Origin of the sequence: Sphingomonas sp. PP-CE-3G-477 (assembly GCF_003050745.1) — a bacterium.
In the GTDB taxonomy this organism is placed as follows: Bacteria; Pseudomonadota; Alphaproteobacteria; order Sphingomonadales; family Sphingomonadaceae; genus Sphingomonas.
On the sequence record NZ_QAOF01000007.1, the window covers coordinates 76,935 to 91,024 of the forward strand.

At 66.6% G+C, this 14,090-nt stretch carries 10 protein-coding genes; 9 read left to right on the forward strand and 1 reads right to left on the reverse strand.

What is annotated here, in order from left to right; genetic code table 11:
• Nucleotides 1-35: 35 nt before the first annotated feature.
• On the forward strand, nt 36-2,810 hold the full coding sequence (gene polA / locus C8J45_RS14090) for a DNA polymerase I (RefSeq protein ID WP_107963781.1): 2,775 nt from the start codon (nt 36-38) through the stop codon (nt 2,808-2,810).
• 118 nt (nt 2,811-2,928) lie between these two features.
• Entirely contained in the window at nt 2,929-4,446 is a 1,518-nt protein-coding gene (locus C8J45_RS14095; protein WP_107963782.1) for a lipopolysaccharide biosynthesis protein, read from the forward strand.
• Between the two features lie 5 nt (nt 4,447-4,451).
• Here C8J45_RS14095 and C8J45_RS14100 read toward each other — a convergent pair whose 3' ends face one another.
• Nucleotides 4,452-5,480, reverse strand: a complete 1,029-nt coding sequence (locus C8J45_RS14100) for a polyprenyl synthetase family protein (RefSeq protein ID WP_107963783.1) — start codon at nt 5,478-5,480, stop codon at nt 4,452-4,454.
• Nucleotides 5,481-5,649: 169 nt separating this feature from the next.
• Between C8J45_RS14100 and C8J45_RS14105 the strand changes: the two genes are divergently transcribed.
• The 7 genes from C8J45_RS14105 to C8J45_RS14135 all read left to right on the forward strand — a co-directional run bounded on the left by C8J45_RS14105 (nt 5,650) and on the right by C8J45_RS14135 (nt 13,886).
• Nucleotides 5,650-5,937, forward strand: a complete 288-nt coding sequence (locus C8J45_RS14105) for a chorismate mutase (protein WP_107963784.1) — start codon at nt 5,650-5,652, stop codon at nt 5,935-5,937.
• 99 nt (nt 5,938-6,036) lie between these two features.
• On the forward strand, nt 6,037-6,744 hold the full coding sequence (locus C8J45_RS14110) for an AcvB/VirJ family lysyl-phosphatidylglycerol hydrolase (RefSeq protein ID WP_107963785.1): 708 nt from the start codon (nt 6,037-6,039) through the stop codon (nt 6,742-6,744).
• 10 nt (nt 6,745-6,754) lie between these two features.
• Nucleotides 6,755-7,159 (forward strand): DUF2147 domain-containing protein, encoded by a 405-nt coding sequence (locus tag C8J45_RS14115; RefSeq protein WP_258191464.1) that lies wholly within the window; start codon nt 6,755-6,757, stop codon nt 7,157-7,159.
• Nucleotides 7,160-7,163: 4 nt separating this feature from the next.
• Nucleotides 7,164-9,710 carry a bifunctional lysylphosphatidylglycerol flippase/synthetase MprF gene (gene mprF / locus C8J45_RS14120; RefSeq protein WP_219907387.1) on the forward strand — a complete coding sequence of 849 codons (2,547 nt, stop codon included), beginning with the start codon at nt 7,164-7,166 and terminating at the stop codon, nt 9,708-9,710.
• A gap of 38 nt (nt 9,711-9,748) precedes the next feature.
• The gene (locus C8J45_RS14125; RefSeq protein WP_107963787.1) at nt 9,749-10,408 is read left to right on the forward strand and encodes a dTMP kinase; all 660 of its coding nucleotides are present in this window, start codon (nt 9,749-9,751) and stop codon (nt 10,406-10,408) included.
• A 216-nt stretch (nt 10,409-10,624) separates the two neighbouring features.
• The gene (locus C8J45_RS14130) at nt 10,625-13,075 is read left to right on the forward strand and encodes a TonB-dependent receptor (protein WP_107963788.1); all 2,451 of its coding nucleotides are present in this window, start codon (nt 10,625-10,627) and stop codon (nt 13,073-13,075) included.
• Between the two features lie 13 nt (nt 13,076-13,088).
• Nucleotides 13,089-13,886 (forward strand): TOBE domain-containing protein, encoded by a 798-nt coding sequence (locus C8J45_RS14135; RefSeq protein WP_107963789.1) that lies wholly within the window; start codon nt 13,089-13,091, stop codon nt 13,884-13,886.
• Nucleotides 13,887-14,090: the final 204 nt, after the last annotated feature.

Genomic DNA, 14,090 nt, shown 5'->3' on the forward strand with positions numbered 1-14,090 from the left:
TGGTGCGCGCCGCTGCATCCGCTAGACCGCGCGCGATGCCCCATCTCTATCTCGTCGACGGCTCCGGCTATATCTTCCGCGCCTATCACCGGCTGCCGCCGCTCACCAACAAGCATGGCGAGCCGGTCGGCGCGGTGTACGGCTATACGACGATGCTGTGGAAGCTCGCCGACGAAGTCCACGCCGCCGACGGCCCCACGCATATGGCGGTCATCCTCGACAAGTCGTCGAAGACCTTCCGCAACGATCTCTACGACAAGTACAAGGCGCAGCGTCCGCCCCCGCCCGAGGATCTCGTCCCCCAGTTCCCGATGATCCGCGACGCCACGCGCGCGTTCTCGTTGCCGTGCATCGAGACCGAGGGACTCGAAGCCGACGACATCATCGCCTGCTATTCGAAGGCCGCGCTAGCCCAAGGCTGGGAAGTCACGATCGTCAGTTCCGACAAGGACCTGATGCAACTGATCGAGCCCGGCCTCGACATGTACGACACGATGAACAACCGCCGGCTCGGCGCGGAGCACGTCGCCGAGAAATTCCACGGCGTCTCGCCCGCGCAGCTCGGCGACGTGCTCGCGCTGATGGGCGACAGCGTCGACAACGTCCCCGGCGTCCCCGGCGTCGGCCCGAAGACCGCCGCCAAGCTGATCCTCGAACACGGCGATCTCGAATCCGTGCTCGCCGCCGCCGACGGCATGAAGAAGGGCAAGCTCCGCGACAACCTGATCGAGCATGCCGAGATGGCGCGTCTGTCGAAGGTGCTCGTCACGCTCAAATGCGACGTCGCGCTGCCCGAGCCGCTCGAAGATCTCGAACTCAAGGGTATCCCCGACGCGCCCTTGCGTGCGTTCCTCGAACATCACGGCTTCAAGTCGCTGATCGCCAAGCTCTCCGCGGTCGCCGAAGCCCCCGTCGCCGAACCGGCGAGCACCGCCGAGTTTGACGAGGACGAGCCCTGCAAGCACGACGACTACGAGACCGTCGTCGACGAAGCCGCACTCGATCGCTGGATCACGGTGGCGAAACACCAAGGCTGGATCGCGATCGACACCGAGACCACCGGCATCGACGCGACGCGCGCGGACCTGGTCGGCGTCAGCATGGCGCTGCATCCGAACCTCGCCTGCTACGTACCTATCGCGCATGGCGGGACGGATTTGCTCGCGGAAAACCCGGTCCAGCTCGATCGCGCGCTCGTGTTAGAGAAACTGAAGCCGTTGCTGGAGGACCCGAGCGTCCTGAAGATCGGTCACAACCTCAAATACGACATGATCGTCCTCGGCCGCGCCTACGCGTCGACGGGCGGCGTGAACATCGCGCCGTTCGACGACACGATCGTGATGAGCTTCGATCTCGACGCCGGCCTGCACGGCCACGGCATGGACGAACTCGCCGCCACGCATCTCTCGCACAGCTGCATCGCGTTCAAGGACGTCGTCGGCACCGGCAAGACGCAGCGCACCTTCAACGAAATCGACCTGAAGGCCGCGACGCGCTACGCCGCCGAGGACGCCGATGTGACGCTGCGGCTGTGGCGCCGGTTCAAGCGCCGCCTGCCCGCGGAAGGCTCGACCCGCGTGTACGAGATGGTCGACCGCCCGCTCGTCCCCGTCATCGCGCAGATGGAGATGCACGGGATCAAGGTCGATGCCGCCAAACTGTCGAAGCTCTCGACCGAGTTCGCCGGCCAGATGGCAAGCCTTGAAACCGAAATCCACGCGCTGGCCGGCGCGTCGTTCACGATCGGCAGCCCCAAGCAACTGGGCGACGTGCTGTTCGAGAAGATGGGCATCAAGGGCGGCCGCAAAGGCAAGTCCGGCGTCTATTCGACCGACGTCAACGAACTCGAGCGGATCGCCGCGGACAAGGATTCGTCCGGCGCCGTGATCGCGCGGAAAGTGCTCGACTGGCGCCAGTTGTCGAAGCTGAAATCCACCTACACCGACGCATTGCAGGCGCAGATCAACCCGGCGACCGGCCGCGTCCACACGTCCTACTCGCTGACCGGCGCGCAGACCGGCCGCCTGTCGTCGACCGACCCAAACCTCCAGAACATCCCGATCCGCACCGAGATCGGCCGCCAGATCCGCGACGCGTTCGTGGCGGAACCCGGCAACGTCATCCTCGCGGCCGATTACTCGCAGATCGAGTTGCGGCTGGCCGCGCACATGGCCAACGTCCCCGCGCTGAAGGCCGCGTTCGCGAACGGCGACGATATCCACAGCCTCACCGCGCAGGAACTGTTCGGCGAGGTCAACCGCGACACCCGTGGCCGCGCGAAGACGATCAACTTCGCGATCCTCTACGGCATCTCGCGCTGGGGCCTCGCGGGGCGTTTGGACGTGTCGGCGGACGAAGCGCAGGCGATGATCGACCGCTATTTCGACCGCTTCCCCGGTATCTCCAACTACATTGTCGAGACCACGGAAAGCGTTCGCGCGAGCGGCTTTACCACCACGCTGTTCGGGCGCAAAACGCACTTCCCGCGCATCCGCTCGAAAATCCAGCATGAGCGGCAGGGTGCCGAACGCGCCGCGATCAACGCTCCGATCCAGGGGACGAGCGCGGATATCATCAAGCGCGCGATGGTGCGGATGGGGCCGGCGTTGCTCGAAGCGGGGCTGCCGAACGTCCGCATGCTTCTTCAGGTCCACGACGAGCTCGTGTTCGAATTGCCGGAAGGTGACGTCGCCGCGGCCAAGCCCGTGATCGAGCAGGTCATGGCGAACGCCGCGCAACCCGCGGTAACGCTCGACGTCCCACTCGGCATTGAAATTGGCACCGGCCTCAGCTGGGGAGCGGCACATTGAACGCGCAGGGCGGCAGCCGGCCACGTCCGGCTGACTCGCACCAGCGCGGCCGGCGGAGCGTTCACTCCGACCGACGACGCGGCTTTGCCGCGGTGCGATCCCCGAATGGCGCAGCAGCGTGACCGAGGCCACGCAGGATATCGATACGCTCGCCAAGGGCGGTCGGACTAACATCGCCGGCTTCGTCCTCCGCCTCGCCGCGCGTATCCCGTTCCTGTTCATCGCCGGCCGCATTTACGGCCCCGACCTCGTCGGCCGGTTCGCGATTGCGGTCGTGGTCGTCGAACTTGCCGCCTTGCTAGCAACGCTCGGCCTGAAGCGCGGTCTCGCGCAAGCGCTCAGCAGCGCGGATCGCCCGCACGCCAACGTCGTGTGGGACGCCATGGCCGTGGCATTCGTCGCATCGCTCATCGCCAGCGCGGTGCTCTGCACCTTCCCGCAGATCATGTATCCGAACAGCGCGATCACTGGGCTCGACCGGTTCCTGCCGCTGATCATCGTCGCGATCGCCTGGTCCGACGTCAGCCTCGCCGCGCTTGCGTACAGGCTGAACGTCAAGGCCGCCGTCACCGCCCGCGCGGTGGTCGAGCCCTGGACGATCTCGATCGCCGCCTGGGCATTCTCCTATTTCACGATCCGCGACGGCCTCGTGCTGAGCTACGTCGCGTCGATGACAGCGGCACTGATCGCCAGCCTCGTGCCGTTCCTGCGCAGCTACGGCGTGCCGCGGGGTTGGAAACCCCAACTTCGCCCGCTCTACGCGCTCGCCCGCGCCAATATACCGCTGGCCGGCGCAGACATCCTCGAATGGGGCAGCCGCAACGTCGACCGCTTCATCCTCGGCGTGATGTTCGAGCCCAAGATCGTCGGCATCTATTACATGGCGCAGCAGGTCGCGAGCCTGCCGCAGAAGCTCAAGACCAGCTTCGACCCGATCCTCGGCCCCGTCATCACGCACAGCCTCGCGATCAACGACCGCGCCGCGATCGCCAACCAGGTCCGCCAGGTCGCGTTCTGGATCATGGCCGCGCAAGGCGGGCTCGCGCTGATGGGCTCGATCCCCGGCGAAGCGGTGATGGGCGTGGTCGGTCCGCAGTTCGTCGCCGGCACCGCCGCGCTCGCGTTCCTGCTGACCGCCGAGGTGCTCGCGTCGACCGGCGCGGTCAGCGAATCCGCGCTCGTCTACATCGCCCGCCACCGCAACCTGATGATCTCGGCGGCGATGCTCGCGTTCCAGATCGGCTTGAGTTTCGCGTTGATCTTCACGATCCGCAAGCTCGGCTACCCGGTCAATTACCAGGCCGCCGGCCCGGCGATCGCGCTGATGCTGTCGGTCGGGGTGACCTCGATCATCAAGTCGAAGCTGCTCGGGCACCTGCTCGGCGCCAACGTATCGCCGTGGCGCTGGCCGCTGATCTGGGCCGCGCTCGCCGCGATCGTGGTCGGTGGCGCGTTCACCGCGCTACCCAAGCGTTACGAATGGGTAGAGCTCGCGATCGGCGAACCCGCGATCGCGGCCACCTATCTCTACATCCTGTGGAAATACGCATTCGGCCCCGCGGACCGCGCCCTGTTCGGCAAATCGACGCCAGTCGGCGAGGCGACGCTGCCGAATGCCGGATCACCGATCCGCTAACGCAATCAGTATGCGCGGGCGACCGCGAACTCGACGGCTTCGATCATGGCGTCCTTGGCTTCGCCATTGGGGAAGCCGCCGATCGAGTCGATCGCACGCTGGCCGTAATGACGCGCCCTGGCGAAGGTGTCGTCGATCGCACGAGTCGAGCGGATCAGGCGGATCGCATGCTGGAGATCGGCCTCGCTGTCGCGGCGGCCTTCGACGGCGTCCTTCCAGAACGCACGGTCCTCGGCCGAGCCACGCGCATAGGCGAGGATCACGGGAAGCGTCATCTTGCCCTCGCGGAAGTCGTCACCCGCGTCCTTGCCCATGGTATCCGCGTCCGACACGTAGTCGATCGCGTCGTCGACCAGCTGGAACGCGATGCCCAGGTTCCGGCCATAGGCGTCGAGCGCGGCTTCCTCGGCCTCGGGGCGATCGGCGACGACCGCCGAAATCCGGCACGCGGCCGCGAACAACGCCGCGGTCTTCGCGCCGATGATGTCGAGATAGCGCTCCTCGCCAAGATCGACGCGGCGCGCGGCGGTGAGCTGGTTGACCTCGCCCTCGGCGATGACCGCGCTGGTCGAGGACAGGATCTTCAGCGCCTTGAGACTGCCCGCCTCGACCATCAGTTCGAAGCTGCGGCTGAACAGGAAATCGCCGACCAGCACGCTGGCAGGATTTCCCCAGATGATGTTCGCGGTGCGCTTGCCCCGGCGCAGGTCCGAGCCGTCGACGACGTCGTCGTGGAGCAGCGTCGCGGTATGGATGAACTCGACCGCGGCGGCGAGCAGGTGATGCTGCGTACCGGTATAGTCGATCAGTTGCGCGCTCGCGAGCGTCAGCATCGGCCGCATCCGCTTGCCCCCGCCCGCGATCAGGTGACCGGCGAGTTCGGGGATCAGCGGGATTTCCGACTCCATCCGGCCGCGGATCACCGCATTGACCTGGTCCATGTCGCCGGAGACGAGTTTGACCATCGGGTCCAGCGACGGCTGGGACTCGGGATTCGAACGTATGGTTTCGAGGCGGTGGACGGTGGCGCTCATCTCACCGAGCCTCTGACGCCTATGCCCCTGCAAAGCAACCCTTGCCGGGCTCTGCCTGGCCCTGCCGAGCCCTGCCGAGCCCTGCCGAGCCCTGCCGAGCCCTGCCGGGCCTTGCGGAGTAGGACGCATCCCCGCAAAAGGCGCCCGAACCAATCTGGAAGGGTGTGCGATGGCTGACGACCTGCTGAACGGATATCGCCAGAGCATCGACAATATCGATGCGGCACTGATCCACATGCTTGCCGAGCGCTTCAAGGTCACGCAGGCGGTCGGCCGGCACAAGGCCACGCACGGGCTTCCGCCCGCCGATCCGGGCCGCGAGGAACGCCAGATCGCGCGGCTCCGGCAGCTCGCGGCGGATGCGCAGCTCGATCCGGAATTCTCGGAGAAATTCCTGCGCTTCATCATCGACGAAGTGATCCGCCACCACGAGCGGCTGGCGCACGATCACGCCTGATACGGATCGGTCCCGATCGGCGTAAGTGTCACGATCCGTGACGAAAACGTCATTCATTCTCCACCTGTCGATCATCCAGGCAGGTGCAATCGGTTGCCGATGACGCGTGTTCGCCGAGCCCTGATCGTTCTCGCTCTGATCGTCGCTTTGGCGATGGGTGTGATGGGCTGGCTGGGCTATTTCGGGGGGGCGCTGTTCACCGACATAGCCGCGCGCAGCACCTCCGACCGGGCGCCCTTTGCGGTCGTGCTGCTGTCGGGCGACATCGGCTTCAACACGGGCATGAGCCCCGACATCGCGGAGCGTCTTGCCGCCGACGGTATTCCCGTGGTCGGCGTCAATACGCTGACCTATCTGCGCAAGACCCGCACGCCTGCGGAGATCACCTCGCTGATCGCACGCGCCGAACAACGTGCACTGCGATTGGGGCATACCGACCGCGTCGTGCTGATCGGCGTGTCGTTCGGCGCGGACATGCTTCACGTCGGTCTCGTCGGGTTGCCCGCGAGCCTGCGCGACAAGGTGACGCGAGTCGCGCTGATCGTGCCCGAGAATACCGTACAGTTCCGCGCGTCGCCGGGTGAGATCTTCGATTACTGGACGCCGACCAGCGATGCGCTGCCGACTGCGCGACGGCTCACATGGGCACCCTTGCTGTGCATCCACGGCGTCGTGGAAGCCGACAGCTTGTGTCCGCTGCTGAAGCAGCCCAATGCCCGGATCATTGCCCTGCCGGGGGGGCACCCGCTTCACCGCGACGCCGATGCGCTTTACGCTACGGTCTCGCGGTTCGTATTCGCGCATTAAGGATCGATCGATGATTCCTGCACTGATGGCGCTCGCGATGGCCGCGGGCAGCCCCGCTCCTGCCGCACCCCCTGCCCCCGCCTCGGCGGTGGAAGGGGTTTGGCACAATCCGAAGAACAGCGTGGCCGTGAAGACCGGTGCGTGTGGCGACAAGCTGTGCGGATGGGTGGTCCGTGCGACCGATGAAGCGCAGGCCGACGCGCGCGACGGTGGCACGCCCAAGCTGATCGGCACCGCCTTGTTACGCGAATACCGCCCGAGCGGACGCAACACATGGTCCGGCACGATCTTCGTGCCCGACATGGGTCGCACGTTCGGCTCCACGCTGAAGCTGGTCGATGCGAACACGATTTCGGTGAAGGGGTGCCTGATCGGCGGGTTCTTCTGCAAGTCCCAGATCTGGCACCGCGGTTGACCCGATGACCACGGCTCCATGGGTCATCCGGACGCGCGACTGGATCGCGCACCGGCGGGGCATGCTGATCGCGCTGGCAGTGCTGGTCGTGGCGGTGCTCGGCTTCGCGGCGATCCACAAGCTGACCGCGGAGATCCGGCTGTCCGAAGTGCGCGCTGCGTTCTCCGCACTCGGCTGGCCGCAGCTGTCGGTGTCGATCGGGCTGACCGTCGTCAGCTACATCGCGCTGACCTTCTACGATACGATCGCGTTGCAGGTGATCGGCCATCCGTTGCGCTGGCGGACGGCGGCGGTGGCGTCGTTCACCAGCTACACGATCAGCCACAATCTCGGCCTCGCGATGCTCACCGGCGGATCGGCGCGCTACCGCGTCTATAGTCGCGCCGGGCTCGACGAGGCCGCCGTCGCCCGCGTCGTGCTGATCGCCGGCGTGACGTTCTGGGCGGGGGTGATCACCGTCGCATGCCTGTCGATGGCGATCCATCCGGGGATGCTGCCGATTGTGAAGTGGACGATGCCGCCGCTACTGGAGCGTGGCATCGGCATCGTCATTCCGCTCGTCATGCTGGGCATCGTGCTGCGCCATCGCCACGGCGGATCGATCGGGCTGCTCGGCTGGCGCCTGCCGCTGCCCAACTGGCGACAGGCGCTGGCGCTCGTGCTGGTCTCGACGGTCGACCTCGCGGCGGCGAGCGCGGCGCTGTTCGTGCTGCTGCCGAACGCCTCGCCCGAGCTCTATCCGGTGCTGTTCCTCGGCTATGCGGTCGCGATCGTCGTCGCGTTGATCAGCCATGTGCCGGGCGGGCTCGGCGTGTTCGAGGCGGTGATCATCGCGACGATGCCGCAGGACAATGCGACGATCCTCGCCGCGCTCCTCGCCTATCGCATCATCTACTACGTCGCGCCGCTGATCCTGGCCGCGGTGCTGATGGCGTTCCACGAGGGCAAGCAGTGGCGCGGTCGCGGGACCGATCCGCTGGCGATCGCGCTGCCGCTCGCACCGCTTCTGCTCGGCGTACTGGTGTTCATGAGCGGTGCGATGCTGCTCGTCTCGGGTGCCCTGCCCGCCGCGCCGGGCCGCATGGACACGTTGGCGACGATCCTCCCCCTCCCGTTCAGCGAGATGGCGCACGTCGCGGCAAGCCTCGTCGGCGTCATGCTGCTGCTGGTCGCGCTCGGACTGTACCGGCGGCTCGACGGCGCGTTCTGGGCGGCGCGGACCCTGCTCGTCGCGGGTGCGCTGCTGTCGATCGCCAAGGGCCTCGATTACGAGGAGGCGACGATCCTCCTGCTGACCGCCGCCGCGCTGCAATGGACGCGCGCGGCGTTCTACCGGCGGACGCGGCTGACCGCGGAACCATTGTCACCGGAGTGGCTTGTCGGGGTCGGCGCGGCGATCGGCCTGTCGGTGCTGATCGGGTTCTTCGCGTACCGCCATGTCGGCTATTCGAGCGACCTGTGGTGGCGGTTCGAAACCGACGCCAACGCCTCGCGCTTCCTGCGCACCAGCCTCGCGGTCGGGCTGCTGCTGATCGGCGCGGCGATCTGGCGACTGTTCGCCGCCGCGCCGATGCCGATGGTCCACGACATGCTCCCTGACGACGTCGCGACCGCCGCGCTCGCGCATGCCGACCGCACCGACGCGATGCTCGGCTTCACCGGCGACAAGCGCTTCCTCGTCTCGGACAGCGGCGACGCGTTCCTGATGTACCAGGTCAAGGGTGCGAGCTGGATCGTGATCGGCGACCCGGTCGGGCCGAGCGAGGCATGGTCCGAACTGTTATGGGCGATCCGCGCCCGCGCCGACGCCGCACAGGGGCGGTTGCTGCTGTACCAGATCGGCCTTCGGATCGTGCCGATCGCGATCGAGATGGGGCTGAAGCTCGTCAAATACGGCGAAGAGGCGACGGTCGAGCTCGACGTCTTCACGCTGGAGACGCCCGAGATGCGCAGCGTCCGGAAGGCCAGCCGCGTCGCCGAACGTGCGGGGGCGCAGTTCGCCGTCGTCCCGGCCGCCGAGATGCCGGTGATCATCCCCGAATTGCAGGCGATCTCCGACTGGTGGCTGGCCGACAAGGATCATGCCGAAAAGAGCTTCAGCGTCGGCAAGTTCGAGCCCGAATATCTGGCCAAGTTCGACTGCGCGGTGGTGCGGATCGAGGGGCGCATTGTTGCCTTCGCCAATATTTGGGCGACGCGGAACAAGCAGGAACTGTCGATCGACCTCATGCGCCACGCCGAGGACATGCCGCAGGGCGGAATGGATTTCCTCTTCACGCGGCTGATGCTGTGGGGTCACGAGCATGGCTATCGGCATTTCTCGCTGGGGATGGCGCCGCTGTCGGGGATCGAGGCGCGGCGGCTGTCCCCGACCTGGTCGAAGGTGGCCGCCTTCCTGTTCCGCCACGGCGAGCGGTTCTACGGGTTCGCCGGCCTGCGTGCGTACAAGGAGAAGTTCCGCCCGAACTGGACGCCGCGCTATATCGCCTCACCGGGCGGGACGTCGCTGTTGCGCGGGCTGATCGATTTGCAGGCTTTGGTGAGTCGGTAAGGCTTGCTAGGGCCCCCCGCCTTGCTAGGGCAGACGAGATGAGTTTTCTCCTGGCAATCGAAGGCGCCGACGGCGCGGGCAAAGCCACCGCCTCGGCACTGGTGGTCGAGCAGTTGCGCGCCGCGGGCCGCACCGCGGACGTGGTGTCGTTCCCGCGCTATACCGAGACGGTCGGCGGCTGGGCGCTGGGCGCGATGCTGGCGGGGACACTGCCGCGCGGCACGTCGCCCAGGGCGGCGGCGGTGCTGTATGCGCTCGACCGGATGGAGTCGCGGGAGCATCTGCTGGCGACGATGGCGGCGAACGATGTGGTGGTGTTCGACCGCTATATCGCCTCGAACATGGCGTATCAGGCGGCGCAGGTGCACGCGGACGAAGCGGACGCGATGATGGCGTGGATCGCGGATTTGGAGACAGGTTCGTTCGCGCTGCCGAAGCCAGACCTGTCGGTGTATCTCGACACCCCCGCCGACATCGCGCGCGGGCTGATCATGAAGAAGCGCAAGCGCTCCTACACCGACGACGCGTTCGATGCGTACGAGGCGGATACCGGACTGCAGGATCGGGTGCGGACGAATTACACAGCGATGGCCGAGGCCGGGTTGCTGGGCCGCTGGGCCACGGTGTCGACGGTAACTGACGGCGCGTCGCGCTTGCCCGCCGAGATCGCGGCGGAGATCGTCGCCCTCCTTTCCTGACGCCGCTGCCCTCCACCCCGGCGAAGGCCGGGGCCCAATTGGAAAGGTCACAGTAACGGCATCCGACGCCCGCCAAGCGTCGTCCCCCAATTGGGCCCCGGCCTTCGCCGGGGTGGTATGCGGTTGCGTTTGCACGCGCGCGCGTCCGCAAATCCCTCTATCTGTTTCGAAACTTCTCGTTATGTAGCTCGACTATATAACGAAGGGGTGACGACAATGCGGGGACATGATTTCGCGCGGCTGACTGCCGTGCTGCTGGCGACGACGTGCCTGCCGATGATGGCAGACGCGCAGACCAGCGCCGCCAATCCGGAACAGACACGCACTGAGGGCACCACGGCCCAACCGAGCGCCGACCCCGACACCTCGATGGAAGTGATCGTCACCGCCCGTCGTCGTGCCGAAAACGCGCAGAAGATCCCCGGGTCGTTGTCCGTCGTGGGTGGCGCGCTGCTCGACCGGTCGTACACCGTGAACACGCAGCAACTGTCGCAGCTCGTCCCCGCGCTCAACTACAGCTCGGCCAATCCCCGCAACACCGCGTTCACGATCCGCGGGCTCGGCAGCAGCGTCGTCGCGGTCAGCCAGGCCAATGACGGGCTCGAACCCGGCGTCGGCTATTATGTCGACCAGGTCTATCACGCGCGCCCCGCCACCGCCGCGTTCGACTTCAGCGACATCGAGCAGGTCGAAGTCTTGCGCGGGCCGCAGGGCACGCTGTTCGGCAAAAACTCGACCGCCGGCGCGATCAACATCACGACCCGCGCCCCGACCTTCACGACGCAGGGCGAGGCCGAGATCAGTTATGCAAGCTACAACTTCCTCCAGGTGAAGGGCGCCGTCTCCGGCCCGATCATCGGCGATACGCTCGCCGGCCGCGTCTCGGTGGTCAGCACGCGCCGCGACGGCGTGATCGACAACGTCGTCACCGCCCGCGACCAGAATACCATCGGCAACCAGGCGATCCGCGGGCAGTTGCTCTTCCGCCCCTCGGAGGTGTTCCAGGTCAAGGTCAGCGCCGACTTCACCAACTTCCAGAGCAATTGCTGCACGCAGGTCTATTACAACGTCGCCACCCGCCCCGGCAGTGGTACCGACGGCCGCCTGTTCCGCACCGCCACGCGCCAGTTCGGCGGCCCTACCGGCCTGGCAGCGCAGTTCAACTACGCGCCGCCCAGCACCAATCCGTACGACCGCAAGACCGACATCGACGCGGCGCTCGGCGTCGATACCAACGAGGGCGGCGTCGGCGTCATCGCCGACTGGAACCTGGGCGGTGCGACGCTTACCTCGGTCAGCGCATGGCGCTTCTGGAACTGGGACGCCGACAACGATCGCGACTATACCGGCATCCCGATCCAGACCGAACAGCACATCCCCTCGCGCCAGGACCAGTACAGCCAGGAACTCCGCCTAGCCTCGAACGGCGACCATAAAGTGAGCTATGTCGGCGGACTGTATTTCTTCCGCCAGCGCGTGATCGGCCGCCCGATCTCGATCTACGGCCCCGCCGCCGCACGCTACCTGATCGGCACATCGACGGGCACCGGCGCCGCCGCAACCGCCGTCCCGAGCAATCTGCTCGACGGCTACGGCACCGACGGCCGCACCGACTTCCGCTCGGACAGCTATGCCGCGTTCGGCGAAGTGAACTGGAAGCCGGTCGATCGCCTCACCCTGACCGGCGGACTTCGGTATACCTATGAGGAGAAGGAGGGGACGTACGACACCTTCACCTTCGGCGGCTTGCAGACCACCAACGCCGCGCTGAACACGGCCAAGCTGTCGATCCTGCGCGGCCAGAACTACGCCGCCAGCGACAAGGACGGCGCGCTAACCGGGCGCGCCAACATCGCCTACCAGGCGACTGACGGCATCCTCGCTTATGCCAGCTACGCGCGCGGCGAGAAGTCGGGCGGGATCAACATGTCCGGCCTGCCGCTCAACGACCAGAACCAGCCCGCGATCGGCACCGCCGTCGTCCGCCCCGAGAAGAACACTGCCTACGAGATCGGCCTGAAGACGCAGCTGTTCGACAACCGCCTGATCTTCAACGTCGACGGCTATTACACGCGCGTCACCGATTTCCAGGCGAACGTCACCGACACGCGCGCCGCCGCGGCGTTGCGTACCTACCTCGCCAACATCCCGAAGGTCACCGTCCGCGGGTTCGAGGCGGACGCGACCGCGCTCGTCACCCACAACCTGTCGCTGCGCGGCAGCGTCGCCTACGCCGACGGCAAGTTCAATTCCTACCCGGCAGCGCCCTGCCCGATCGAGCGGATCTTCAATACGGCCGCGTTCTGCGATCTCAGCGGGCAGCGCCTGTCGAGCCTCCCGCGGTGGTCGTACACGCTCGGCGCGGACTACAACCAGCCGATCGCCGACATCGGCAGCGGCTTCGTCCATGTCGATTCGAACACCCGCACGCGGCAGTTCGGCGATCCCTCGGGTTCGGCGTTCACGGTGATCGAAGGCTACACGATCGTCAACGGCAGCATCGGCTTCCGCTCGAAGGATGGCTGGGAACTCGCCGTGTTCTCGCGCAACCTGCTGAACAAGGACTATATCCAGAACGTGACGATCCAGGCGGGCAATTCCGGCCTGATCCTCGCGACGCCGAGCGACCCGCGCACGATCGGGCTTACCTTCCGCATCAAGCAGTAGCTATGAAGCGGGGATGACCGACCCCACCCTCCACGCCACGATCCTGCTCGCCAAGGACCAGACCGGCCGCGTCGGTGCCGACCGGATCGCGTTGCTCCGCGCGATCCGCGACGGCGGCTCGATCACCAGCGCGGCGAAGGTCGTCGGGCTGAGCTACAAGGCGGCGTGGGACGCGGTGCAGGTGATGAACAATCTGTTCGACCGCCCGCTCGTGCTCCCCGCCGCCGGCGGCAAGGACGGCGGTGCGAGCCCGATCACCGAGGCGGGCGTCGCGGTGCTCGACGGCTATGCGGTCGCGGAGGCCGAACTGGCCAGCGCGATGGCGCGGATCGAGGCGAGCGTGTCGAACCGGCTGTCGTTGAAGCCGTTGCTGTGGGGAATCGGAATGAAGACGAGCGCACGCAACGTGCTGCGCGGCACCGTGTCGCGGGTGACGCCGGGGACCATCGATGCCGAGGTGACGCTGGCAGTGGCGGACGGCGTGGAGATCGTCGCGACGATCACGCGGGAGAGCGCGGAGGATCTGGGACTGGTGCCGGGCGCGACCGCGCTCGCGCTGATCAAGTCGAGCTTCGTGATCCTCGCACGCGGTGACGAGACCTTGCGGACGTCGGCGCGCAACACGCTGGCGGGGACGGTGATCGCGCGCGAGGACGGCGCGATTTCGAGCGAAGTGACGCTGGAACTGACGCTCGGCAAGACGCTGACCGCGACGTTGACCAGGGAGAGTGCGGAGGCGCTCGACCTGCAGATCGGTACGCGGGCGTTGGCGTTGATCAAGGCCAGCCATGTGATCCTGGCGGTGGAGTAAGACCTTTCCGTTGAGCGGCACCACCCCGGCGGAGGCCGGGGTCCAGTTGGGGGACGTTGCTAACCGAGCGCTGTCTTCCGTTACCGCGACCTTTCCAACTGGGCCCCGGCCTTCGCCGGGGTGGCGCCTATCAGTTTGGGACCAATCCTAACATTTCCGTCACAAACCGATTCCGCATTGCAGCATAAGTAAACGTCATTACTT

What these genes read in the sequence shown, in the direction of transcription:
- C8J45_RS14135 (WP_107963789.1), top strand. Translation starts at nt 13,089, where the DNA reads ATGACCGACCCCACCCTCCACGCCACGATCCTGCTCGCCAAGGACCAG.
- mprF (WP_219907387.1), top strand. Translation starts at nt 7,164, where the DNA reads ATGACCACGGCTCCATGGGTCATCCGGACGCGCGACTGGATCGCGCAC.
- polA (WP_107963781.1), top strand. Translation starts at nt 36, where the DNA reads ATGCCCCATCTCTATCTCGTCGACGGCTCCGGCTATATCTTCCGCGCC.
- C8J45_RS14115 (WP_258191464.1), top strand. Translation starts at nt 6,755, where the DNA reads ATGATTCCTGCACTGATGGCGCTCGCGATGGCCGCGGGCAGCCCCGCT.
- C8J45_RS14105 (WP_107963784.1), top strand. Translation starts at nt 5,650, where the DNA reads ATGGCTGACGACCTGCTGAACGGATATCGCCAGAGCATCGACAATATC.
- C8J45_RS14110 (WP_107963785.1), top strand. Translation starts at nt 6,037, where the DNA reads ATGACGCGTGTTCGCCGAGCCCTGATCGTTCTCGCTCTGATCGTCGCT.
- C8J45_RS14130 (WP_107963788.1), top strand. Translation starts at nt 10,625, where the DNA reads ATGCGGGGACATGATTTCGCGCGGCTGACTGCCGTGCTGCTGGCGACG.
- C8J45_RS14100 (WP_107963783.1), bottom strand. Translation starts at nt 5,480, where the DNA reads ATGAGCGCCACCGTCCACCGCCTCGAAACCATACGTTCGAATCCCGAG.
- C8J45_RS14125 (WP_107963787.1), top strand. Translation starts at nt 9,749, where the DNA reads ATGAGTTTTCTCCTGGCAATCGAAGGCGCCGACGGCGCGGGCAAAGCC.